The sequence below is a fragment of the Variovorax sp. R-27 genome, from assembly GCF_049913215.1.
Taxonomy (GTDB): Bacteria; Pseudomonadota; Gammaproteobacteria; order Burkholderiales; family Burkholderiaceae_C; genus Variovorax.
On the sequence record NZ_CP183984.1, the window covers coordinates 4760513 to 4783020 of the forward strand.

General features: G+C 60.6%; 25 protein-coding genes and 1 tRNA gene. 10 read left to right on the forward strand and 16 right to left on the reverse strand.

The window, feature by feature from the left end; all coding sequences use genetic code 11:
* Window positions 1-2: 2 nt before the first annotated feature.
* Complete coding sequence (locus tag ACN9MV_RS22375) at window positions 3-1022, reverse strand: aldo/keto reductase (RefSeq protein ID WP_426389507.1); 1020 nt, start codon at window positions 1020-1022, stop codon at window positions 3-5.
* Between the two features lie 136 nt (window positions 1023-1158).
* On the opposite strand from ACN9MV_RS22375, the gene ACN9MV_RS22380 reads away from it, so the two are divergent.
* The 3 genes from ACN9MV_RS22380 (at window position 1159) to ACN9MV_RS22390 (ending at window position 4348) form a co-directional block, all read left to right on the forward strand.
* On the forward strand, window positions 1159-2061 hold the full coding sequence (locus ACN9MV_RS22380; protein WP_426389509.1) for a LysR family transcriptional regulator: 903 nt from the start codon (window positions 1159-1161) through the stop codon (window positions 2059-2061).
* Window positions 2062-2162: 101 nt separating this feature from the next.
* A complete protein-coding gene (locus ACN9MV_RS22385; RefSeq protein WP_426389511.1) occupies window positions 2163-2996 on the forward strand; it encodes a MetQ/NlpA family ABC transporter substrate-binding protein in 834 nt (277 codons plus the stop codon).
* Complete coding sequence (locus ACN9MV_RS22390; protein WP_426389513.1) at window positions 2993-4348, forward strand: LLM class flavin-dependent oxidoreductase; 1356 nt, start codon at window positions 2993-2995, stop codon at window positions 4346-4348. The genes ACN9MV_RS22385 and ACN9MV_RS22390 overlap by 4 nt, the downstream gene beginning before the upstream one ends.
* Window positions 4349-4363: 15 nt before the next feature.
* Here ACN9MV_RS22390 and ACN9MV_RS22395 read toward each other — a convergent pair whose 3' ends face one another.
* Genes ACN9MV_RS22395 through ACN9MV_RS22410 form a run of 4 tightly spaced genes read right to left on the reverse strand, consistent with a single transcriptional unit; the run spans window position 4364 to window position 7123 of the window.
* Entirely contained in the window at window positions 4364-4714 is a 351-nt protein-coding gene (locus ACN9MV_RS22395) for a hypothetical protein (RefSeq protein ID WP_426389515.1), read from the reverse strand.
* 25 nt (window positions 4715-4739) lie between these two features.
* Window positions 4740-5567, reverse strand: a complete 828-nt coding sequence (locus ACN9MV_RS22400) for a MetQ/NlpA family ABC transporter substrate-binding protein (protein WP_097198624.1) — start codon at window positions 5565-5567, stop codon at window positions 4740-4742.
* Window positions 5568-5601: 34 nt separating this feature from the next.
* Window positions 5602-6264, reverse strand: coding sequence for a methionine ABC transporter permease (locus tag ACN9MV_RS22405; RefSeq protein WP_007835547.1), 663 nt, complete (start codon window positions 6262-6264; stop codon window positions 5602-5604).
* Window positions 6257-7123 carry a methionine ABC transporter ATP-binding protein gene (locus tag ACN9MV_RS22410; protein ID WP_426389518.1) on the reverse strand — a complete coding sequence of 289 codons (867 nt, stop codon included), beginning with the start codon at window positions 7121-7123 and terminating at the stop codon, window positions 6257-6259. Before ACN9MV_RS22410 ends, ACN9MV_RS22405 begins: the two co-directional genes overlap by 8 nt.
* A gap of 236 nt (window positions 7124-7359) precedes the next feature.
* On the opposite strand from ACN9MV_RS22410, the gene ACN9MV_RS22415 reads away from it, so the two are divergent.
* The 6 genes from ACN9MV_RS22415 (at window position 7360) to ACN9MV_RS22440 (ending at window position 13914) form a co-directional block, all read left to right on the forward strand.
* A complete protein-coding gene (locus tag ACN9MV_RS22415) occupies window positions 7360-8172 on the forward strand; it encodes a MetQ/NlpA family ABC transporter substrate-binding protein (protein ID WP_258353765.1) in 813 nt (270 codons plus the stop codon).
* Window positions 8173-8287: 115 nt separating this feature from the next.
* Window positions 8288-9392 (forward strand): peptide chain release factor 2 gene (gene prfB, locus ACN9MV_RS22420; RefSeq protein ID WP_097198623.1). Its coding sequence is split into 2 segments (ribosomal slippage): window positions 8288-8368 and window positions 8370-9392, totalling 1104 coding nucleotides; the frame shifts between segments, so codons are not numbered across the junction.
* A 5-nt stretch (window positions 9393-9397) separates the two neighbouring features.
* Entirely contained in the window at window positions 9398-10096 is a 699-nt protein-coding gene (locus tag ACN9MV_RS22425) for an HAD family hydrolase (protein WP_258353764.1), read from the forward strand.
* Complete coding sequence (pepN, locus tag ACN9MV_RS22430) at window positions 10083-12776, forward strand: aminopeptidase N (protein ID WP_426389521.1); 2694 nt, start codon at window positions 10083-10085, stop codon at window positions 12774-12776. Before ACN9MV_RS22425 ends, pepN begins: the two co-directional genes overlap by 14 nt.
* Before the next feature lie 23 nt (window positions 12777-12799).
* Window positions 12800-13813, forward strand: a complete 1014-nt coding sequence (locus ACN9MV_RS22435) for a class 1 fructose-bisphosphatase (protein WP_093051765.1) — start codon at window positions 12800-12802, stop codon at window positions 13811-13813.
* A gap of 25 nt (window positions 13814-13838) precedes the next feature.
* Window positions 13839-13914, forward strand: a tRNA-Thr gene (locus ACN9MV_RS22440).
* 730 nt (window positions 13915-14644) lie between these two features.
* Here the strand turns inward: ACN9MV_RS22440 and drt3b are convergent.
* From drt3b to ACN9MV_RS22465, 5 genes are all read right to left on the reverse strand, one after another.
* Window positions 14645-16639 (reverse strand): antiviral reverse transcriptase Drt3b, encoded by a 1995-nt coding sequence (drt3b, locus tag ACN9MV_RS22445; RefSeq protein WP_426389524.1) that lies wholly within the window; start codon window positions 16637-16639, stop codon window positions 14645-14647.
* The gene (drt3a, locus tag ACN9MV_RS22450; protein WP_426389526.1) at window positions 16632-17855 is read right to left on the reverse strand and encodes an antiviral reverse transcriptase Drt3a; all 1224 of its coding nucleotides are present in this window, start codon (window positions 17853-17855) and stop codon (window positions 16632-16634) included. Before drt3a ends, drt3b begins: the two co-directional genes overlap by 8 nt.
* Window positions 17856-18216: 361 nt before the next feature.
* Window positions 18217-18489: a hypothetical protein gene (locus ACN9MV_RS22455; protein WP_426389528.1), complete on the reverse strand. Its 273-nt coding sequence runs from the start codon at window positions 18487-18489 to the stop codon at window positions 18217-18219.
* Between the two features lie 258 nt (window positions 18490-18747).
* Window positions 18748-19113, reverse strand: a complete 366-nt coding sequence (locus tag ACN9MV_RS22460; protein ID WP_309148866.1) for a helix-turn-helix domain-containing protein — start codon at window positions 19111-19113, stop codon at window positions 18748-18750.
* On the reverse strand, window positions 19088-19264 hold the full coding sequence (locus ACN9MV_RS22465) for a hypothetical protein (RefSeq protein ID WP_426389529.1): 177 nt from the start codon (window positions 19262-19264) through the stop codon (window positions 19088-19090). The genes ACN9MV_RS22460 and ACN9MV_RS22465 overlap by 26 nt, the downstream gene beginning before the upstream one ends.
* Window positions 19265-19491: 227 nt before the next feature.
* Here ACN9MV_RS22465 and ACN9MV_RS22470 point away from each other — a divergent pair, with 227 nt between their 5' ends.
* Window positions 19492-19890, forward strand: a complete 399-nt coding sequence (locus ACN9MV_RS22470; RefSeq protein ID WP_093060056.1) for a DUF4431 domain-containing protein — start codon at window positions 19492-19494, stop codon at window positions 19888-19890.
* 195 nt (window positions 19891-20085) lie between these two features.
* On the opposite strand, the gene ACN9MV_RS22475 is transcribed toward ACN9MV_RS22470, so the two are convergent.
* The 6 genes from ACN9MV_RS22475 to ACN9MV_RS22500 all read right to left on the reverse strand — a co-directional run bounded on the left by ACN9MV_RS22475 (window position 20086) and on the right by ACN9MV_RS22500 (window position 22506).
* The gene (locus tag ACN9MV_RS22475; protein WP_426389530.1) at window positions 20086-20424 is read right to left on the reverse strand and encodes a hypothetical protein; all 339 of its coding nucleotides are present in this window, start codon (window positions 20422-20424) and stop codon (window positions 20086-20088) included.
* A 4-nt stretch (window positions 20425-20428) separates the two neighbouring features.
* On the reverse strand, window positions 20429-20875 hold the full coding sequence (locus ACN9MV_RS22480; protein WP_426389532.1) for a hypothetical protein: 447 nt from the start codon (window positions 20873-20875) through the stop codon (window positions 20429-20431).
* Window positions 20876-20937: 62 nt separating this feature from the next.
* Window positions 20938-21264, reverse strand: coding sequence for a hypothetical protein (locus tag ACN9MV_RS22485; protein ID WP_426389534.1), 327 nt, complete (start codon window positions 21262-21264; stop codon window positions 20938-20940).
* A gap of 19 nt (window positions 21265-21283) precedes the next feature.
* The gene (locus ACN9MV_RS22490) at window positions 21284-21754 is read right to left on the reverse strand and encodes a hypothetical protein (protein ID WP_426389536.1); all 471 of its coding nucleotides are present in this window, start codon (window positions 21752-21754) and stop codon (window positions 21284-21286) included.
* A gap of 25 nt (window positions 21755-21779) precedes the next feature.
* Window positions 21780-22091: a hypothetical protein gene (locus ACN9MV_RS22495; RefSeq protein WP_426389538.1), complete on the reverse strand. Its 312-nt coding sequence runs from the start codon at window positions 22089-22091 to the stop codon at window positions 21780-21782.
* A gap of 88 nt (window positions 22092-22179) precedes the next feature.
* Complete coding sequence (locus tag ACN9MV_RS22500) at window positions 22180-22506, reverse strand: hypothetical protein (protein WP_093060053.1); 327 nt, start codon at window positions 22504-22506, stop codon at window positions 22180-22182.
* Window positions 22507-22508: the final 2 nt, after the last annotated feature.

The following is a 22508-nucleotide window of genomic DNA, read 5'->3' on the forward strand; positions in this document are numbered from 1 at the left end:
CCTCAGGCGCGGCGCGATTCGCTGTCCAGGCTCGCCATCTGCGCCGCCGCATAGCGGTCGCCGGCGGCAGCGCCCTTCGGCACCGCGCGCTCGATGGCCGCGAAGTCGTCGGCCGCAAGCTTCACGTTCAGCGCGCCCAGTGCCTCGTCGAGCCGCGTGCGCTGCCGCGCGCCGATCAGCGGCACGATGTCGTCGCCCTGCGCCGCCACCCATGCAATGGCGATCTGCGCGACGGTAACGCCCCTGGCCTCGGCGATCTTGCGCAGCGCATCGACCAGCGCGAGGTTGCGGTCCACGTTCTCGCCCTGGAAGCGCGGGCTGTGCGCCCGGAAATCCTTCTCGCCCGCCGCATCCTTCTTCCAGTGCCCGCTGATCAGGCCGCGCGAGAGCACGCCGTACGCGGTGATGCCGATGCCCAGCTCGCGGCAGGTCGCGAGGATGTCGTCCTCGATGCCGCGCGAGATCAGCGAATACTCGATCTGCAGGTCGCAGATCGAGTGCACGGCCGCCGCCTTGCGGATGGTCTGCGAGCCGACTTCCGACAGGCCGATGTGGCGCACGTAGCCCGCCTTCACCAGGTCGGCGATGGCGCCGATGGTGTCCTCGATGGGCACGTTCGGGTCGAGCCGCGCCGGGCGATAGATGTCGATGTGGTCCACGCCCAGGCGCTGCAGCGAGTAGGTGGCGAAGTTCTTCACCGCCGCGGGCCGCGCGTCGTAGCCAACCCAGCCGCCGGCCGGGTCGCGCATGGCGCCGAACTTCACGCTGACCAGTGCAGCATCGCGCTGCGAGCCTTTGAGACCCTTCAGCGCTTCGCCGATCAGCATTTCGTTGTGGCCGCTGCCGTAGAAGTCGCCGGTGTCGAGCAACGTGATGCCCGCGTCCATCGCGGCGTGGATGGTGGCGATGCTTTCTGCGCGATCCGAAGGGCCGTACATGCCCGACATGCCCATGCAGCCGAGGCCGAAGGCGGAAACCTTGGGGCCGTTCATGGCCTCGGTGCCGAGTTGAAGTGTGTTCATTGCAGTGTCCTTTCTGACTTTTTGACTGTGGCCGGACGCGGTTGCGAACGGCATGGCGCTAGTCTGGAAGGAATCGGCCCGTTCGATAATCCGTCCGGCAGCGCACGGGTTGTGCAGAAAAACGCACAATCCCGCCATGACCGATCCCGATCTTTCCGATCTCGGCGCCTTCGTTGCCGTGACCCGGGCGCGCGGCTTTCGCGGCGCCGCCACGCTGCGCGGCGTATCGCCCTCCTCGCTCAGCGAGGCCATGCGGCGGCTCGAAGCGCAGCTTGGCGTACGCCTGCTGAACCGCACCACGCGCAGCGTCACACCCACCGAAGCCGGCCAACGGCTGCTGGACCGCATCTCGCCCGCGCTCGACGACATCGCGGGCGCGCTCGACACGCTCAACAGCTTTCGCGACAGTCCCACCGGCACGCTGCGGCTGAACGTACCGACGATCGTGACGCAGCGCGTGCTGCCGCCGCTGGCCAGCCGCTTCCTGGCGGAGCACCCGGGCATCACGCTGGAGATCACGACCAACGACACCTTCATCGACGTACTCGCCGCGGGCTTCGACGCCGGCATCCGCTACGACGAGAGCATTGCGCGCGACATGATCGCCGTGCCTCTGGGCCCTCGCACGCAGCGCTTCGTGGCCGCGGCGTCGCCTGCCTACCTGGCGAAGCACGGAACGCCCAAACACCCGACCGACCTGCTGCAGCACGCCTGCATCGCCCACCGTTTCCCGAGCGGCGTGCTCGCCACCTGGGGCTTCGTGCGCAAGGGCAAGGCCGTCAAGATCACGCCGGCAGGGCCGCTGATCGCGTCGATGCTCGACCTCGAACTGCACGCCGCCGAGTCGGGCCTGGGCCTGATCTACACCTTCGACGAATACCTGCGGCCCTCCATCGACCGCGGCACGCTGGTGCCCGTGCTCGAAGACTGGTGGCAGAGTTTTTCGGGGCCGTTCCTGTACTACCCGAGCCGTACGCACATGCCCGCGCCGCTGCGCGCGTTCGTCGACTTCCTGAAGAACGAAAGCCAGCCCGCCTGATATTCGACAAGCGGATATCGAAGCGCACGAATCTTCGTTCGCGCCGCAGGCACCGCGACCTAGAGTGCGCAGCTCCCTCTTGCCTCCCGGAGTTGCCTGTCATGCGCTTTTCTTCGCGCGCGCCCTCGCTGGCGCGCTGGTCCGCCCCACTGCTCGGCGGCCTTGCCCTGAGCCTGCTTCTTCAGGTTTCCGCCCACGCCGCCGACCTGCGCGTGGGCTTCATGCCCGGCCCGTACCGCGATGCCTTCACGAACGGCATCGAGCCCCAGCTGAAGAAGCTCGGCTACACCGTCAAGTACGTCGAGTTCAGCCAGGGCGTGCAGCCCAACGACGCAGTCGAGCGCGGGCAGATCGACGCCAACATCTTCCAGCACACGCTGTACCTCAACGCCACCAACAAGCAGCAGGGCTTCGACCTCGTGCCGGTGGTGCATGTGCCGACGCCGCCGATGGGCCTCTACTCGCAGCGCCACAAGTCGCTCGACACGGTGCCCGACGGCGCCACGGTCACGCTGCCTTCGGACCCGGTGAACGCGGCGCGCGCGCTCAACATCTTCGCGGCCGTCGGCTGGGTCACGCTCAAGCCGGGCGTGAGCCCGCTGGCCGTGTCGGAGCGCGACATCGCCACCAACCCGAAGCGCCTGAAGCTGGTGCCGCTCGAAGCCGCGCAGGCCCCGCGCTCGCTGGCCGATGCCGACATCGCGGCCGTGCAGGGCAACTTCGCGGTGGCCTCGGGCCTGAAGCTCACCGATGCGCTCAAGCTCGAGAACATGACGCTGCCCTACGTGAACGTGGTGGCCGTCAAGCGCAGCAATGAGCAAGCACAGTTCGCGAAAGACATTGCGGCGGCCTACCAGTCGGCCGAGTTCCAGCGCTTCTTCAGGGCCAACCCGACATGGGCCGGCTACCGGCTGCCCGACTACTTCTCCCAATGAGCCTTTCGACCAGCCCCAAGCCCCGGCAACTGCACCTCAACGTCAACATCCTGCATTCGGGCTTCGTGCCCTCGGCATGGCGCCTGCCGGAGAGCGATCCGCGGGCCTTTGCCGACATCCGGCACTACATCCGAACGGCGCAGATCGCCGAGGCGGCCAAGCTCGATGCGGTGTTTCTCGCGGACAACGCGGCCATCGTCGACCAGATCAACTTCCGCCCGATCACCGCGCTGGAGCCCACGGTGCTGCTGGCCTGCGTGGCCGCCGCCACCACGCACATCGGCCTGATCGCCACTGCCTCGACGAGCTACAACGAGCCCTACAACATCGCCCGCCGCTTCGCCACGCTCGACCATGTGAGCGGCGGCCGCGCGGGCTGGAACGTGGTGACCACGGCCGACCTGCCCTCAGCACGCAACTTCGGCCTCGACGCCACGCCCGACCATGCGAAGCGCTACGCACGCGCCTCGGAGTTCACCGACATCGTGAAGGCGCTGTGGGACAGCTGGGAGGACGACGCCTTCATCGGCGACAAGGCCACCGGCAGCTTCATCGACACAACGAAGGTGCACGCCATTGCGCACCGCGGTGAACACTTCGCGGTGCAGGGCCCGCTGAACCTGCCGCGCCCGCCGCAGGGCCACCCGGTGCTGGTGCAGGCCGGTGCTTCGGCCGACGGGCGCGAGCTGGCGTCGCGCCATGCGGAGGCGGTGTTCTCGGCCTCGCAGTCGTTCGAGGAATCTCTGGCGTATGCCCGCGCGCTGAAGACACGCGCCGCCGAACTGGGCCGCGGCCCCGACGCAGTGAAGGTGCTCGCGGGCCTGACCACCATCGTCGGCAGCACCGAGGCCGAAGCCCGCCGCCGACGCGACGAGCTGGTCGACCTGATTCCGTGGGACTACAGCCTGACGCGCATCGCCGGCACGCTGGGCATTGCGCCCGACCGCCTGAAGCTCGACGAGCGCCTGCCTGAAGACCTTCCGTTGCCAGGCAATGGCAACGGTAACCACACCTTCTTCAATGCAGTGGTCGCGGCAGGCCGCACCCACGGCTACACGGTGCGGCAGTTGATTCGCGAACTGGCGGGCGGCGGGGGGCACCGCGTGATCGTGGGCACGCCGGAGCAGATCGCGGACGACATCGAGCGCTGGTTCAGGGCCGGTGCGGCCGATGGGTTCAACCTGATGCCCGATGCGCTGCCGCATGGGCTGCAGGATTTTGTCGACGGCGTGGTGCCGATCCTGCAGAAGCGCGGGATCTTCCGCACCGAGTACGAAGGCCGCACGCTGCGCGACCATCTGGGGCTGGCGCGGCCCGCCGGTCGAACGGCGCAACAGCGGCTGGCGGCCTGAGACCGGCCGCGCCCTTCACTCTTCGTCGGCGTCGTTACCCGTAAGGGACAGCACTTCTTCGACGAAAGCTTCGAACAGCGGCAGCGCGGCAGGCAAGCCGTCGAGCGACTCAGCCTCGCCCGCATCGAAGAAATGCGGCTTGCCGGCCGGAATGGCAGCCCACTCGCCAGCCTCCAGCAGCAGCCCCAGGTAGCCGTCGGCAGTCGGCACGTAGAACAGCCCCGCGCTGTCGAGCACGCGTTGCCCCTTCTTCTTGCCACGCCCCCAACTCACGCCCTGCCCGGCCAGGTGTTCGGTGATCCAGCCGTCGCACACGTGCGTGTCGCGCCAGCTTCCCTGAGCATCGAATATGGCCAGAACGGGCATGGGAGTCCTTTTCTTGCGGGAAGAGTTATTGCAGGAAGCTGGGCTTGGCGTAGCCCTGGAACTTGCTGTCGACCACCGCCTTGAACTCCTTCGAGCGGTAGGCATCGGCGATGTCCTTGGCCCATTGGGTGTTCTTGTCGGCGGTCTTCACGGCGACCACATTCAGGTAGTAGTCGGGCGTTTTCTCGAGCACCACGGCCTCGGTGAGCTTCAGGCCCGACGAAATCGCGAAGTTGCCGTTGACGATGGCGTATTCAGTGTCGCCCAGCGAGCGTGGCAGTTGCGCAGCTTCGAGCGGAATGAACTTCAGCTTCTTCGGGTTCTCGGCCACGTCCTTTTCGGACGCGCGCAGCGGATCGATGCCGGTCTTGATGGTGATCAGCTTGTTCTGCTCCAGCAGCACCAGCGCGCGGGCCAGGTTGCTCGGGTCGTTCGGCAGCGTCACGCGGTCGCCTTCCTTCACGTCGGCCAGCGTCTTGCGCTTGGTCGAGTACACGCCCATGGGCGCGATCGGGCCTTGCACCAGTTCGGCGAGGTCGAGCTTCTGGTCGGCCGCGAACTTCTTCAGGTACACCTGATGCTGGAAGAAATTGGCGTCGAGCGAGCCCTGGGCCAGCGCGAGGTTGGGCTGCACGTAGTCGTTGAACTCGACCAGCTTCACCTTGTAGCCCTTCTTTTCGAGGATGGGCACGATGCCGGCCTTGAGCTGGTCGGCGTTGGAGCCGGCGGTGCCGCCGATCACGAGGTTCTTCTTGGCGGGGTCTTGCGCGTGGGCCTGCAGCGAGAGGCCGCCGAACGAGACGGCAGCCAGGGACAGGGCGAGAACGGAGCGGCGCAGGAATGCGGTTTTCATGAGATAGGGAAAGCAGGGAAGAAAAGAGAAGGAATCAACGCTTGTCGAGCCTGCTTGCCGTGGTGTTACCCACGAATTGCAGGATCTGTACCAGCACCACGAGCAGCGCCACGGTGAGCACCATCACGTCGGTCTGGAAACGGTAGTAGCCGTAGCGGATGGCCAGGTCACCGATGCCGCCGCCGCCCACCACGCCGGCCACCGCCGAGTACGAGAGAAAGCTCACGGCCAGCACCGTCAGTGCCAGCACCAGCCCCGAACGGGCCTCGACCAGCAGCACGCGCCAGACGATCTGCAGCTCGGTCGCGCCCATGGCATGCGCCGCCTCGATCACGCCGCGCGGCACTTCGCGCAGGCACTGGTCGACCAACCGGGCCAGGTACGGAATGGCCGCGAACGACAGGGGCACCGCAGCCGCCAGCGGCCCGATCGACGTGCCCGCGATCACCCGCGTGAAGGGCACCAGCGCCACCAGCAAGATGATGAAAGGGAATGAACGCACCGTGTTCACCAGCCAGTTGAGCACCAGGAACGCGGGCTTGTTCTCCAGCGACTGGCCGGGGCCCAGAAGGAACAGCAGGATGCCCAGCGGCCCGCCGATGAGCACGGCGGCCGACAGGCCGATGGCCAGCATCATGAAGGTCTGGCCGGTGGCGACCCACAGCTCGGGGAGGATGGGGGCGATGTTCTCAAACATAGGCCAGCTCCTGTGCGCCGAGCTGCGACGGCGGGCGCGGCGAATAGGGTTCGCGCGCCTCGCGTTCGCGGCGGCGCACCAGTTCGTCGATTTCGCGGCCCAGCGCGGTCTTGCGCTCCACGCTCGGTGCATCGACCGCGAACTGCTCCACCAGCCGGCCCTTTTCGAGGATGGCCACGTTGCGGCACAGCACCTCGACCACCGACAGCTCGTGCGTGACGATCACGATGGTCACGCCGATCTTCTGGTTGATTTCGCGCAGCGTTTCGAGCAGCGAGCGCGTGGTTTCGGAGTCGAGCGCCGAGGTGGGCTCGTCGCACAGCAGCACCTGCGGGCGCGGCGCCAGCGCGCGGGCAATGGCCACGCGCTGCTTCTGGCCGCCGGAGAGCTGGGCCGGGTAGGTGTCGATCTTCTCGGCCAGGCCCACGAGGGCCAGGCACTCGCGCACACGTGCGTTGATTTCGGCCTTCGAGTGGCGGCCGTGGATCTTCAGCGGGAAGGCCACGTTGTCGAACACCGTGGCGTTCTGCAGCAGGTTGAACTGCTGGAAGATCATGCCGATGTTCTGGCGCGTATCGCGCAGCTCGCGGCGCGAGAGCGTGGTGAGGTCGCGCCCGCCGACGAAGACCTGGCCCGAATCGGGCCGCTCCAGCAGGTTGATGAGGCGCAGCAGCGTCGATTTGCCGGCGCCGCTCTTGCCGATCAGGCCGAACACGTCGCCCTGCTGGATGTCGAGCGACAGCGACTGCACGGCGTCGAACACCTCGCCGTTGGGCAAGGCAAAAGACTTCTGCACCGATTGAAGACGGATGACTGGCGCCGCGTGGCTGCGGCCCGCGTCAGGCGTAGGGTGGGTCATGGAAAAGATGCGCAGCCCGCGCAAAGGCAGGTCGCGGAGGTTCGCAAAAAGGTGCCGAGTATGAAAAGAAACGCAGCGAAAGGGAACGAACAAAAAGGATGCTGTTTATACGCATATGCGCATAAGGAAATCCTGTAGTGGGCAAGACACGCCATATCGATATGCGCATTGGTTCGTTCCCAAACGCTGGCGGCAATGCCACATTCGCGCCTTCTTTTTTGATTTCGCGCAACGACATGCATACCTCTTTCCGCCGCCGCACCCTCGCCCTTGCCACGCTGGCCGCCGCCCTCTTCGCCGGCAGCACCGCCTTCGCGCAGGACAAGAACACGCTCAAGGTCGGCGTCTCCGTCGGCAACGGCGAGCAGATCTTCGAGGTGGTCAAGAAGGTCGCCGCCAAGGACGGCCTGAACATCCAGGTCGTGGTGTTCAACGACTACCAGCTGCCCAATGCGGCGCTGGCCTCGGGCGACCTCGACGCCAACGCCTTCCAGCACCAGCCCTTTCTCGACAACCAGAACAAGGCGCGCGGCTTCGACATCGTGCCCGTGGGCCTGACCATCACCGCGCCGCTGGGCTTCTACTCGCGCAAGATCAAGTCGATCGACCAGCTGCCCGATGGCGCCTCGGTCGGCATCCAGAACGACCCGTCGAACGGCAACCGCGCGCTGTTGCTGCTGCAGCAGGCCGGCCTGATCACGCTGAAACCCGAGGCGGTGAAGAACAACACGGCCACGCCGCTGGACGTGGTGACGAACCCCAAGAAGCTGAAGCTGGTGGCACTCGACGCGGCCCAGCTGCCGCGCTCGCTCGACGACCTGACCATTGCCTCCATCAACAACGACTACGCCGAGAAGGCCGGCCTGTCGCTGAACAAGGACGCCGTGATCAAGGAATCGCCGAAGAGCCCCTACGCCAACCTGATCGCCGTGCGCCGCGCCGACAAGGACAAGCCCTGGGCCAAGCGCCTCGTGGCCGCCTACCAGTCGCCGGAGGTGAAGAGCTTCATCGAGACCCAGTTCAAGGGCTCGCTCGTGCCGGCGTTCTGATTTCGGGTCTTGCGCCTTCCCCCAGAGGGGAAAGGCGCAATACAGGGGTACTCCCTGGCTGGCTGGCGGACCGTGAGAAAATGCCCGGTTTCCCCGAACACAGTCAGGACACCCCATGGACGCAGAACAGATCAACCAAATCGGCGCAATGCTCGCGGACCTGAGCGTCCGTACGGTCGATTTACGGAGGTATCTTTGACTACGATGCCAAAGCCGAACGTCTGAGGACGGTCAACGCATCGCTCGAAGACCCGAACGTCTGGAACGACCCGAAGAAGGCCCAGGAGCTGGGCAAGGAAAAGAAGTCGCTCGACGACGTGGTCGTCACGCTCGACCGGCTCACCAACGGGCTCTCGGACAACACCGAACTCTTCGAAATGTCGAAGGAAGACGGCGACATGGACGGCCTGCAGGCCATTGCCGATGACGCCGCCACACTCGAAGCCGACATCAAGCAGCTCGAATTCCGCCGGATGTTCAACAACCCGGCCGATCCGCTGAACGCCTTCGTCGACATCCAGGCCGGCGCCGGCGGCACCGAGGCTTGCGACTGGGCCAGCATGCTGCTGCGCCAGTATTTGAAGTATGCCGAGCGCAAGGGCTTCAAGACGCAGATCGAAGACGAAACGCCCGGCGACACCGCCGGCATCAAGGGCGCGACCATCAAGGTCGAGGGCGACTACGCCTTCGGCCTGCTGCGCACCGAGACCGGCGTGCACCGCCTGGTGCGCAAGTCGCCGTTCGACTCGTCGGGCGGCCGCCACACCAGCTTTGCCAGCATCTTCGTGTACCCGGAAATCGACGATTCCATCGAGATCGAGATCAACCCGGCCGACGTGCGCACCGACACCTTCCGCGCCAGCGGCGCGGGCGGCCAGCACATCAACAAGACCGACTCGGCCGTGCGCCTGACGCACATCCCGACCGGCATCGTGGTGCAGTGCCAGGACGGCCGCAGCCAGCACAGCAACCGCGACGTGGCGTGGAAGCGCCTGCGCTCGCGCCTGTACGACCACGAGATGCGCAAGCGCCAGGAAGAACAGCAAAAGCTCGAAGACAGCAAGACCGACGTGGGCTGGGGCCACCAGATCCGCAGCTACGTGCTGGACAACAGCCGCATCAAGGACCTGCGCACCAACGTGGAAGTTTCGGCCACGCAGAAGGTGCTGGACGGCGACCTCGACGTGTTCATCGAAGCCTCTCTCAAGCAGGGCGTGTAAAACCGATGAGCCTGAAAAGCCTGAAGGATGGTGGCAAGGTCGAAGCCTTCATCTTCGACATGGACGGCACCATGATCGACTCCATGCCCTGGCATGCGCGCTCGTGGGTGGAGTTCGTGGCGCGCCACGGGCTGAAGCTCGACGTGAGCGACATCCTCGCGCGCACCACGGGCCGCACCGGCACCGAGTGCATGCGAGAGCTGTTCGAGCGCGAGCTCTCCGACGAGGAGTGCCAGGCGCTGGTGCACGAGAAGGAAGAGATCTACCGTGCCATGTTCAGCGACAACTTCACCGAAGTGGCTGGCTTCACGGCCTTTGCCAAGGCCGCCGTTGCACGCGGCCTGAAGGTGGCGGTGGGCACTGCGGGCGACAAGGGCAACATCGAGTTCGCCATGTCGCGCCTGAAGATGGACCCGCTGCCGCTGGCCATAGTGGGTGGCGACGAAGGCTTCTCGGGCAAGCCCACGCCCGCCATTTTTCTCGAAGCCGCGCGCCGCATCGGCATAGCGCCCGAGCGCTGCATCGTCTTTGAAGACGCACCCTTCGGCATAGAAGCCGCCCGCCGCGGCGGCATGCGCGCCGTGGCCGTGTGCAGCACCCATACCGCCGCCGAGCTTGCCGGCCCCCATGTGATTGCCGCGGTTCGCGACTACAACGAACTCGCCCATTCGAATTTTCTGGAGACACTCGATGCTGCTACGTGACGCTCAAGGGCAACCCATTGCCATCCGCCGCGAAGACTATGCCGCCCCGGCGTACTGGATCGACACCGTCGACCTCACCTTCGACCTCGACCCCGCCAAGACCCGCGTGCTCAACCGCATGCAGATGCGCCGCAACCCAGAGGTGCCGGTGCAGCCGCTGCGCCTGGACGGCGACGAGCTGAACCTGGCGCGCGTGCTGGTCAACGGCCAGGGCGCTTCCTTCCGCATGGAAGGCGAACAGCTCGTCATCGACGGCCTGCCCGATGCCTTCGAGCTCGAGATCTTCACCACCTGCTGCCCCATCAAGAACACCAAGCTGATGGGCCTGTTCGTGAGCGAAGACACCTTCTTCACGCAGTGCGAGGCCGAGGGCTTCCGCCGCATCACCTACTTCCTCGACCGTCCGGACGTGATGGCGATGTACACCGTCACGCTGCGCGCCGCCAAGGCCTCCTACCCGGTGCTGCTGTCGAACGGTAACCTCGTCGAACAAGGCGAACTGCCCGAAGGCCGCCACTTCGCCAAGTGGGTCGACCCCTTCAAGAAGCCCAGCTACCTGTTCGCCCTGGTGGCCGGCAAGCTGGTGGCGCGCGAGCAACGCATCAAGGCGCGCAACGGCAAGGAGCATCTGCTGCAGGTGTACGTGCGCGCCGGCGACCTCGACAAGACCGAGCACGCGATGAACTCGCTCATCAACTCGGTGCTGTGGGACGAAACCCGCTTCGGCCTGCCGCTGGACCTCGACCGCTTCATGATCGTTGCCACCAGCGACTTCAACATGGGCGCCATGGAGAACAAGGGCCTGAACATCTTCAACACGAAGTACGTTCTGGCCAACCAGGCCACCGCCACCGACGCCGACTACAGCAACATCGAAAGCGTTGTCGGCCACGAGTACTTCCACAACTGGAGCGGCGACCGCGTGACCTGCCGCGACTGGTTCCAGCTTTCGCTGAAGGAAGGCCTCACCGTCTTCCGCGACCAGGAATTCAGCCAGGATTTGTGCGCCGACGCTTCGGCCCGCGCCGTGAAGCGCATCGAAGACGTTCGCGTGCTGCGCACCGCCCAGTTCCCCGAAGACGCGGGCCCCATGGCCCACCCGGTGCGCCCCGACAGCTACATCGAGATCAGCAACTTCTACACCGTCACCATCTACGAAAAGGGTGCCGAGGTGGTCCGCATGATGCAGACGCTGGTCGGCCGCAAGGGCTTTGAAAAGGGCATCACGCTCTACTTCGAGCGCCACGACGGCCAGGCCGTGACCTGCGACGACTTTGCCCAGGCCATTGCCGACGCCAACCCCGAGTCGGAACTGGCACGCCTGCTGCCGCAGTTCAAGCGCTGGTACAGCCAGGCCGGCACGCCCCGCCTTGCAGCCCACGGCGTGTACGACGCGCAGAACCGCAGCTACACCCTGAGCGTGGTGCAAAGCTGCCCGCCCACGCCGGGCCAGCCGACGAAGGAGCCCTTCGTCATTCCGCTGAACATTGGCCTGCTCGACGCCAGCGGCCGCGAACTGCCGATGCAGCTCGAAGGCGAAAACGACGTAACCCGCGGCACCCGCACGCTGGTGCTGTCGCGCGCCGGCGAGCAGATCACCTTCGTGGGCCTCGACGCCGAGCCCGTGCCTTCCATCTTGCGCGGCTTCAGCGCGCCGGTGATCCTCGACTTCGAGTACACCGACGCCCAACTGCTGACGTTGCTAGCCAACGACCCCGACCCGTTCAACCGCTGGGAAGCCGGCCAGCGACTGGGCCTGCGCGCCGCGCTGCAAGGCATTGCCGCACTGGCCACCGACACCACGCCGGTGCTGAACGACGCGTACATCGACGCCATGCGCAGCGTGCTGCGCAACCCGCAGCTCGACGCCGCCTTCAAGGAACTGGTGCTCACGCTGCCGTCGGAAACCTACATTGCCGAGCAGCTCGACGTGGTCGACCCGCAGCGCGTGCACCTCGTGCGCGAAGCCATGCGCGCGCAACTGGCCACCGCCCTCTTTGCCGACTGGCAGTGGGCCTATGAAGAGAACCACGACACCGGCGCCTACAGCCCCGACCCGACCTCGTCGGGCCGACGCGCGCTGGCCGGCATGGCGCTCAACTTTCTGTGCCTGGCGGCGCGCGCCTCGGGCGACGTCGTGTGGCCGGGCAAGACGCTGCAGCGCTTCAAGGACGCGGGCAACATGACCGACCGCTTCAACGCGCTCAACGCGCTGGTGTCGTCGGGCAACACCCTGGCGGCACAGGCGCTCGCGCGTTTCCACGCCATCTTCAAGGACGAGGCACTGGTCATCGACAAGTGGTTCTCGCTGCAGGCCGGCGCCAGCGACCGCGGCGGCGACATCCTGCCGCTGGTCAAGCAGTTGATGAAGCACCCCGACTTCTCGCTGAAGAACCCGAACCGCGCGCGCAGCGTGATCTTCAGCTACTGCAGCGCCAACCCCGGCGCCTTCCACCGCCCCGACGCGGCCGGCTATGTGTTCTGGAGCGAGCGCGTGATTGAGCTCGACGCCATCAACCCGCAAGTGGCTGCCCGCCTCGCCCGCGCACTCGACCGCTGGAGCAAGCTGGCCGAGCCGTACCGCAGCGCCGCGCGCGAAGCCATCGCCCGCGTGGCCGCCAAGCCCGACCTGAGCAAGGACACGCATGAAGTCGTGACCCGCGCCCTGGCCGGAAACTGAAGCAACCGAACCCGACAAGACACATGGCTCAACAAAAGATTTCCCTCACCCGCTACCTCGTCGAACAACAGCGCGCCGACGGCCTCATTCCCGGCCAGTTGCGCCTGCTGCTCGAAGTGGTCGCGCGCGCCTGCAAGAGCATCAGCCAGGCCGTCAACAAGGGCGCGCTGGGCGGCGTGCTCGGCACCGCCGAGAGCGAGAACGTGCAGGGCGAGATCCAGAAGAAGCTGGACATCATCGCCAATGAAGTGCTGATTGAGGCCAACGAATGGGGCGGCCACCTCGCGGCCATGGCCAGCGAGGAAATGGACAGCATCTACGTGGTGCCCAACCGCTACCCGCAGGGCGAATACCTGCTCATGTTCGACCCGCTCGACGGCAGCAGCAACATCGACGTGAACGTCAGCATCGGCACCATCTTCAGCGTGCTGAAGAAGCCCGACGACCACCCCGGCGTGCAGGAAGGCGACTTTCTGCAGGCAGGCACCCAGCAAGTGGCCGCCGGCTATTGCATCTACGGCCCGCAAACCACCCTGGTGCTGACCGTGGGCAACGGCGTGGCCATGTTCACGCTGGACCGCGAGCAAGGCAGCTTCGTGCTGACGCAGGAAGACATCCAGATTCCGGCCGATACGAAGGAATTTGCGATCAACATGAGCAACATGCGCCACTGGGACGAGCCCATGAAGCGCTACATCGACGAATGCCTGGCCGGCAAGGAAGGCCCGCGCGGCAAGGACTTCAACATGCGCTGGATTGCCAGCATGGTGGCCGACGTGCACCGCATCCTGATGCGCGGCGGCGTCTTCATGTACCCGTGGGACAAGCGCGAGCCCGAAAAGGCCGGCAAGCTGCGCCTGATGTACGAGGCCAACCCGATGAGCTGGCTGGTCGAACAGGCCGGCGGCGCGGCCACGAATGGCAAGCAACGCATCCTCGACCTGCAGCCCACCAAACTGCATGAGCGGGTGAGCGTGATGTTGGGTTCACGTAACGAAGTTGAGCGGCTGACCCAGTACCACGCCGAGAAGGCGTGATTTCTTGGCTATAATCTGAGGCTTCGCCGGTGTAGCTCAGTCGGTAGAGCAGCTCATTCGTAATGAGAAGGTCGGGTGTTCGATTCATCTCTCCGGCACCAAAACAAAGGCCCCTGACTCCCGTAGTCAGGGGCCTTTTTTACGCGTGACTAACGCGAAACTCCGAGGTGATTGTCTAGGCGGGATACCCTCAAGCTGCACCCCAACGCGCTTTTTTCAGTCGCCGAGCCACTGCAACCCAGGAGGCATCCCCTTCTCTCTGCACCACGCAGCGAACAAGCGGCCGAGGTCGTGCCAGCGGAAATCCTCGATCTCAGCCTACTGTCACCGCCCAATTCGCACTACGTGCTCAATGAGCATCCCGCTCTGCCAAGCTAAGACCTTAGCTTCGCGCAACTGAGACTCCCGATCGTCATCTAGCCTCCCTTAGAGGAAAAACTATGGTCAAAGCTCCCCTACAAGGAAACGGGTGGAGCTACGTCGAAAGCTAAGGCTTGTAGACGCTCGCACATATGAAGCCTCAAGCGCTTCGCCGCTTGATGATGGGGAGCGTGTAACGCTGCAGATACTCAAGGAGGCTGTGACCCAGCCCTTCCAGTTGCCCCCGCATGACAGACGAGGGTGGATCCCCCACATTCCGGTCGTGTGTCCTAAGCGTCGACCTAGACAAGTCCTCGAGGATCGTGGCTAGGCAGACTGATGCGTCGGTCCCGATGTGCCTTGCAGCACACCAGTATTCAGCATGAGGCCTCAACAAAAAGTCTCGAACCCATGCTGTCTGGAGTTGGCCAAATTACGGCCATGTAGGAGATCCTTAAGCAGTATCTCACATTAATAAGGCGTTCGAAGCTCTTTTCTTTGCAGAATGTCGTACAGACCAACACTCTTGGACCAATTAAAAAACCAATTACCCTTACTTGTCAATTCGAAAAACTGGCCAGCCTTTTCAGTCAAATTTTTAGAGCCAATCTTATGTCCCAGCCCAGATTTAATTATTTTTTTGCGCTCAGCCTCGGTGAGATATGGGCATGCAGACACATCCAAAATAAGCATCACCAACTCCGACTTCTCCATCCAGTCAGCATCATTATTGAATTTTGACAAAATATAATCAATCAATGCATCCTTAAAGCCCTTATGCTCAGGCATATTTTCTATAATGTACAAGGTCGTTGCCATCTGAAAATACCCATAGTTTTTTGGAAAAACGAATTTTTCGCTTTTGCTTGAAACATTCAATGCAGCAGGCAAATTCACACCATCCAAGACGTGTTGCCCGCCCAGGTTTTGAAGCACAAGCAGTAAATTCAGTTTTTCAATACCGTCTCCTTCATCACCACTTCTTCCCGAAGCAATTGATAGTTTTATCTCTTGGGATATTTTGGAAAAAATCCGCTCCGAAGAAGATGAAGGAGCCTTTCGAAAATATTCCGTTATAAGCAAAAGTATTTCAGACACAAGATATGTTTGCCTTACACGAGGACTGCTTGCATAAAAGAAAAAAACATTTTCAATTATTGCCAAGACAAAATTCGCGCTCCACTCAAGATGAATTGGGCTCATCCCCTTTGGATCAAGCTTGCCTGTATATCTAATTATCAATCGCTTTACTGCCGAGAAGAAATAATTAGAGGCCGTATCAAAAACCGTGTCGTTGGCACGCAGTGCTCTTTTTATGTCTCGAATTGTTGAATTGGCAAGGCGCTCAGAAGATGCAGTTCGCGTCGGACGGAAGATCTTAGACACAAGACCGGATGCATCGGTCTCTTCGTCTTCAGCTATGGCACGAGAAAAGACATCAGAAATTGTAGCGACAATTTCTATTCGAGCCGAAGTCTCCGCTGTTGAAAAAGGTCGAATCATGCGCATGGACTTGGCTTCATTTAGGCTAAGCCTATAAGGCGCCAAACACTCGGATATTGCCAACTGAATCCTAGGAAGATCATCTTGTCTTTTTGCAAAAACAAAATAATCATCAACATAGCGCCTGATATCGTAATCAACTCCATGCAAAAGAGGATCCACAAGATCCTCCAATGCGCGCTCGATGTTTAAATCAATTTGCTGAAGTATTATTTCTGCAAATATTCTTGATATTTCCGGCCCAACTATTATTCCCGCAGTTTCTGCATAATTTGCATTTTGCATTAATGAATCAAATGCAGACTCAAACGTTGCGCTTCTGTTTTTCTTTGCATACTCTTTGCTCTTTACCGCCCACGCTATGGTATGCGTATAAATTCGCCCAAAACACTGAGAGATGTCGAGCTTTAAAAGCAAGGGAAATTTCTTCTCCAATGCATGAAACTCGCTAGATTCAAAGAATTTATGCAGAAATCCGTAGTTTTTATATGTGAAATAGGAGGAGGCGGTTCTAGGCACGCCTTCAAATCCAGAAACCGATGGATCTACGGTGTCTGATCGTCCTACCACATTTTTCTTTGCACGAGGCTTCTCCACATAGTAGGAGGCAATTGATGCCGGAGCCCTAAGAGTCCAATTGCTTTTTTGGCATTGCGCCAAAATCATTCCATAGTAGTTTTTGTAGAAATTCGCTACATGAATTTGCTGAGCAGGATGCATCACCGAAAGAGATCTAAGTTCGGTAGGATTTTTCTTGATTTTGAAACTATACGGAATCGTATATCTTGGCGTCGCAAGTATGTCAATACTAAACTTCTCTCTAAAAACCGTGGGGTTGTTAGTCTGAAGAAAATTATATAGTCCTTCATTCGAGAAAAGCATTGGGACTTCGTAGGGCAGAACATCTGTCAAAATAGCTCGAAGGCCGTCTGATTTTCTGATTTTTACGGCATTTTTAAGCATGTGCCCATGCCTCCGTTGCTTCGCCGAGCTCCTTATTTTTTAGTTTTCTGTAAATTGGCTTTTTGTGCCCCATCAGAAACGAATGACTGCAAAGCTCTTTGCGCCTGCTATTGCTCAATAGCGGATGCAGTTTTCTCCCCAAACTTCCAGTTTTAGAATAGATGAGTTTTTGAAGATAGTCATCCAAGTCCGAGAAGATCAGCTGCGCTGATTCAGAATCAATGTATCGATGGTTATAGTAGACTCCAGAGTACAAAATCCCAATTTGTTTCGAGCCGCCGATTTGAAAATTACAAGTCAGAAATCGAATGCGAAGCAGCAGTTTTTCATAGCTTTTGTCTTCTATAAATCTAACTACCGACATGGCAATTCTAGATTTAATTTTTGCAATCTTACTTTGAGGTATTGAAATTTTCATTTTCTCCAGATCAATGCTTGGAAATATAATTTCATACCCAAGATAGGAAATTGATTTTTCGGATGATCGCTCGTCAAGAAGAAGGCCTTTACGATCTATTGAGACAACGGCTGCTTTTTTGGAATTCAATGTTAAACCTGCGGGGAGGTTCTTAACTAAATCTGCATTCAAACTATTGGAATTACCGTGACAAAAGAACAGCATATCATCTACGTAGCGAGTGTAGTAGTAACAATAATCAAATCGCCGACATGCCGACTCTAAATTGCGGAGATAGTATTCGGCCAAAATAGGGCTTATGGACAACCCCCTGGGCAGTCCTGTTATCATTTTTATTTGCTCAGATTGAAACAAAGAGGATATCAACTGGACTGTTTTGAGGCTAAGCTTTTCTTCAACATTGAGGTTTTTTAGTAGAACCCCTCTATCAATACTTTCAAAAAAGCTACCAATGTCAAATTTATAAATCGTACAATCTCTAGCCTCTTTGGCCAGGTTTATGACCTGGGGAACAAGCTCATTTCGATCAGCCGATTTAATGCCGAGAGCTCTTTTAAGATTGTCAGCCACTTTCCTGAGGACAAATTCATCTACTTTATTATTTGTCGTAAAGACTTTAAATTTATTCCTTATTTGAGTGCTGAAGGTTTGGAATTTAAAGCCCTCCCCACTCACTGCATCTTCGATTGTTTTTAGAGAATCTTTAATTTCACCTCTATTCTTCCCGAGGTTATATTTCTGAGCATCCCCTTTCCTGAGAGTCTTCCAAAATGACTTTTCAGAGAAGCTTTGATCCAATTCGTTCTCCCTAGAATATGGGTTTGCTTTTAGTTAAAGCCAATTTCTGCTTTGAGCTCGTAGTAGCGTAGCGGAATTCTAGAATTTTGTGGTCCGGATTTTTACCAGTTCTTACAGAGGCATTTTGGCACCCGCAATGCCTCTCATAAGTTGGGTAATGGAACACCAAGGCTGCTGCAGCTGATGCCAACCTGATCATCAAAAATACCAATCAGGAGTTGATGATGCGTGGCATGAAGGGCTGCTACCTCTACTGCAGCGACGAAGAGACAGCGAATCACTTCCGGGCGCGGCTTTCAACAACTAGCGCCGCAGCATGAGCTTGAGCGATGAACCTCCCCGTCCAGCGTCCGATTTCTCGTCAAGCCTTAGGCAGGTCCGCCGCATTGATTTGCTTCAGCAGTTCCTGAGAGAGCTGCGCCGCATCGTCGGCCAGGTCTGCTGCGATCCACATGACGCGGTCTCGGTGGATCGCCCCGATCGCGTCGAACCAATCACATCCGTCCCCGTAGCAACACTTCAGCAAGGATTGCAATTGGGACAACTTTTTCTCAAGAAGATCAGCCGCGTCGGATGAGGCGATTGCGCTGTGGGAAGTGGGCGTGGCTTGCCCGGCGATAATTTGATCAGCCATTTGATGTGCGCTCTTTCGAAGTTGTTGCACGTTGATTGGTCAGACGGCCATGGTGTTAGCGCACCTTGGCCGTCGCCTTTTGTGCCTCACATCGACATCGCTGCGGTGTGCATCGATGTCCCGCCGTGAGGCGCGGCGGACCTTCAAATGTATGGGAGAAGCGCGCTGGCGGACGCCTCTATGCAGTGAACAAATTGGGGATCGCGTCGACTTTGAGCGCATCACCGTGATCGCTGCTGCGCTCGACGATGCGGAAGCTTAGGTCTTGATCTGCCTGCTCTTCGCACGACCGAGCGCGCGTCGCGGCGCCTTGTACTCGGGATCAACCGCCCTTAGTGCCTCAGGCATCTTCTCTGCAATGGCAATCAGCGTCTTCGCAGCGCCCGTCGGCTCGCGACGCCCCTGCTCCCATTGCTGCAAGGTACGCACCGAGACGCCCAGCAGTTGCGCAAACCCGGCTTGCGACAAGCCCGCGTTCTCACGCGCGGCAACGACCGGCGTGTAGACCTTGCGCGTCTTGCCCGCGCCCATCTCGCGTGCAGACTGAATAAGCAAGGCCTCGAAGTCCTGGCTCGCTTCGAAGGCGGCCAGTTCGGCATCACCCATTGGCTTTTTCTGCGGCATCGCGCAACTCCTTCAAGGTTTCGCCAGAGATCGAATCGAGGTTCGCTTTGGCATAGATCAATATCAAGACGACTTCGTCGAACCTGCCGCGGTTGAAGTACACGACCCGTACGCCGCCGCTCTTGCCCGATCCGGCGCGGCTCCAACGCACCTTGCGGACCCGCCGGACTTCTGGACGAGATCGCCAGCATCAGGGTTCTCAGAGATGTAGGCTGCGAATTCACCGCGCTCGTCCTCTGTCCAATAATTCGGCCATAGCTTCTGGAAAAGCTGGTGTTCTAACGACGGTTAGCATGCGCCAAGTCGTACGCCACTGACGTACAGTCTACGCTTGCACGATCGTGAAGCCTGTCACGAATCCGGCATCAGAAATTCGCCATGCAAAACACGCCCTTCGCTTCAATCCTGTGTTCGTTAGCCTTCGCGCTCTGTGCTTCGCTCGCGACCGCCAAGCCCCTCCCTTATGAGCCAGCCGTCGTCACGCTCCAAGGCACGCTGCTCTCCGCTGACGGGATGAAGCCCGAGGGAGAGAAGCTCAAGTTCCCGGCGATACGGCTCACCGAGCCCATCTCCGTGCCGGAAGACGAGCCGCGCGATTGGCCTGCCGAGAAAAACGTGGTGCTACTGCACATGGCGCTCGACGAAAAAAACATGGCTGCGTTCAAGCGCCTCAAGGGCAAGACGGTCGAGGTCACCGGCCGACTCTTCCATTCGGACAATGGCAACCATCAGACGAGCGTGCTGATCTTTCCGGTGTCGATCTCGCCCATCAAGTAGCCCGAAAAGGCCCGCCGATTCACAGGGCGGTCAGCGCGGTTTGGCCCGGCTCACGGTTTGGAAATTTTTGCGGCTTCTTGTACGACAGGTTGATCGACTGGATCGGCTGAGCGATGCGACGCTCAAGGCCACGCGGGTTGTTAGGCAAGTGCCTGCAGGCCGATTCGACGAAGTAGAGGTCGAGCCTTCGGCACCCTATCGCGGCATCCGCTTCGCCAGCTCGGCGCAGGTCAGGTCCAGGCCATCGGCGTGGGTTGCCAAGGGGATGCCAAGCGTCTTTTCCAGGCTCTTGAGCCACTGGAAGAAACCGACGGTGTACGCTTCGTCGGCCTCGGTCATCTCAAAAATTCCGTTGCTCGCATGCGATCGCTGGACGAGTTCGATGAGCGAGATGAACGACTCCAGATCTTTCGCAATGTCGGCAGTGTCCAGTGCGCGCATATCGCGGATCAGGCTCAGCTCTTCCTGCATCGGCATCACGGTCGGCCGCGTTGCCCAATGTGCCAACAGCTTGCCGGGGGTCATCGCGGTCATGGGCCTACAGGCTCTCGAAGAAGTAGGCCAGCACTGTGTCGTCGACGAATCCCTTGTCGAACATTTCGTCCGAAAGAGACCGCGCGGCATCATCGAAGGAAATCTGATCGAACTTCCGGTCTTGCAGCACCTTCACGAACGGTGCACACAGCTTGGCAAGCGCCGCGTGGTCGACAGCAAGCTGCCTCACACCGCCGGTCATGACGTACGGCAAGACTACGAAAACGCGCAGGTCGAAGCGGACATAGAACCGCGCCTGCATTTCCTTGCTGAACTCGCAATCGATCAGGTGTGAGTACCGATCGTTGGCGGGGCCGTGGCCTGTAGCGTTCACCCTGGCTGCACTGAAGGCGTGGAGTACTTCGGCGAGTTCGCGAGCGGGCGCATCGGGCAGCGGCTTGAAGTCTCTTGCCGCAGCGACGGCTTCGAGTTTCTGGATGGTCGGCGTCATGGCAAGTTCAGGGGCGCATCAAACGATCTCGGTGAACAGGCTCTCGAGCACGGTCGCCGGCATCAGTCACAGAATGCCGCAAGCCCCGAGTCTTCTTCTGCGGCACGATCAAGAATCCCCCGGATCGCCTTGAACGCAGCGATCTGCCCGCGATGAGCGCCAAGCACGCCGGTGCTCGCGGCGAACACACGCCGCATCGTCACGACCTGTTCGGGGCGCAGCAGGGAGTCACCGAAGTAGCTGAGGTTTGCGCCCGCGTGCCCGCATTGGTCGAACACAACGGCCAAGGAGCGATGCGCATCGAAGTCAATGGAGCCCGCATGCACCAACCCGCGCGGGTCCTCGGGCATGGCCATGCATGAAGATGGGAAAAAGTAGATGTCGAGCATGGGTGCAACGGGGCCACGCTCAACGCCGCAGCATCGAGCGGTAGTAGTCCGCGAGTGCACCGTACGAAAGCAGAGCACCTGCAATCTTCGTCAGCACTTGCACGTCGCCCTCCTCCTTGCGGAAATGGAGCGTGACGCTGGATGGAAGCAGAACCACTTGCTCGTCGCCCAGGTCGAAGCCTGTCGCGCCCTCGATAGCGCAAGCGGCCCGCGCGGGTCCGGCAATATCCGCGAAGCCGGGCAGGTTGCAGTGCCCGAAGAAGTCGATGGTGTCGTGCGAGAAACGCCTTTCGGGGTCGAAGTGAAAGTTGACGCTCCAGCCGTCGAAGTCGAAGGTGTACACGACCCCCGCCCCCGTGCGCCATTGCTCGTCGGCCTCCTGCTCGCAGGCTGTCTGCTCCGGAATGCTCATGCCCGCGGCCAGATGCACGGCGCCTCGCTCGAGGTAGCGCAGAAGGTCGAGCTGCCCGGCGATGGTTTGCTTCAACATCCGACGTGCTTCACCAGCCTCCGTTTCACCGGAGACGGAAGTTCTCCGCCGCACTGCCGAGCCACTCTTGCTGAGCAGGAATGTGCGCCGCAAGTCCTTCCAGGAATGAAGCAAAGCGCTCGAAGACCTTCACGGCCTCGGGATCCTCGGAGGTATGGCCCCACCCCGTGGTGTGGGAGTCTTCGAGCCGGTCCAGTATCTTGAAGAAAACCTCGCTGCGCGCGATGTCATCGGGCTCGAGCGCCATCACGCCAAGCATGAAGCGCACCTCGTCCCCCACGGAAAGCAGTGAGGGCGCGTTCTGCAGGTCTTCGTACAACAGGTCGATCGATTTCATGGACTGCAGGCCTTCATGGGTCAGGTGACCTTGTGGTCGGAATGTGAGTTCCATTCCTGCCAAGGCATCGTGCTTCGCCCCGACAGGCTCAGTCGCTGAACGCCACAAGCCCCGCGCCTTTGCCGACCGCTCCTTCGAAGATGCCGCGCATTTCGTCGAACGCCGCAAGCGCCTGGCGGTTGCCGCCAAGCTCTCCCACATTCGAAGTGAAGATTTTCAGCAGCGTTGCAACCTGTGCGGGTTTCAGCAGGGAATCTTCGAAGTACTTGAAACTTGCGCCGGCCTTGCTGCCCTTGTCGAACAACACGGCCAGCGAACGGTGCGCATCGAGTTCGATGGAGCCCGCCAGTTCCAGGCTGCCCGGGTCTTCGGGCATGTCCGTGGTGGAGGGGTCTGTGTAGTAGATGTCCAGCATAG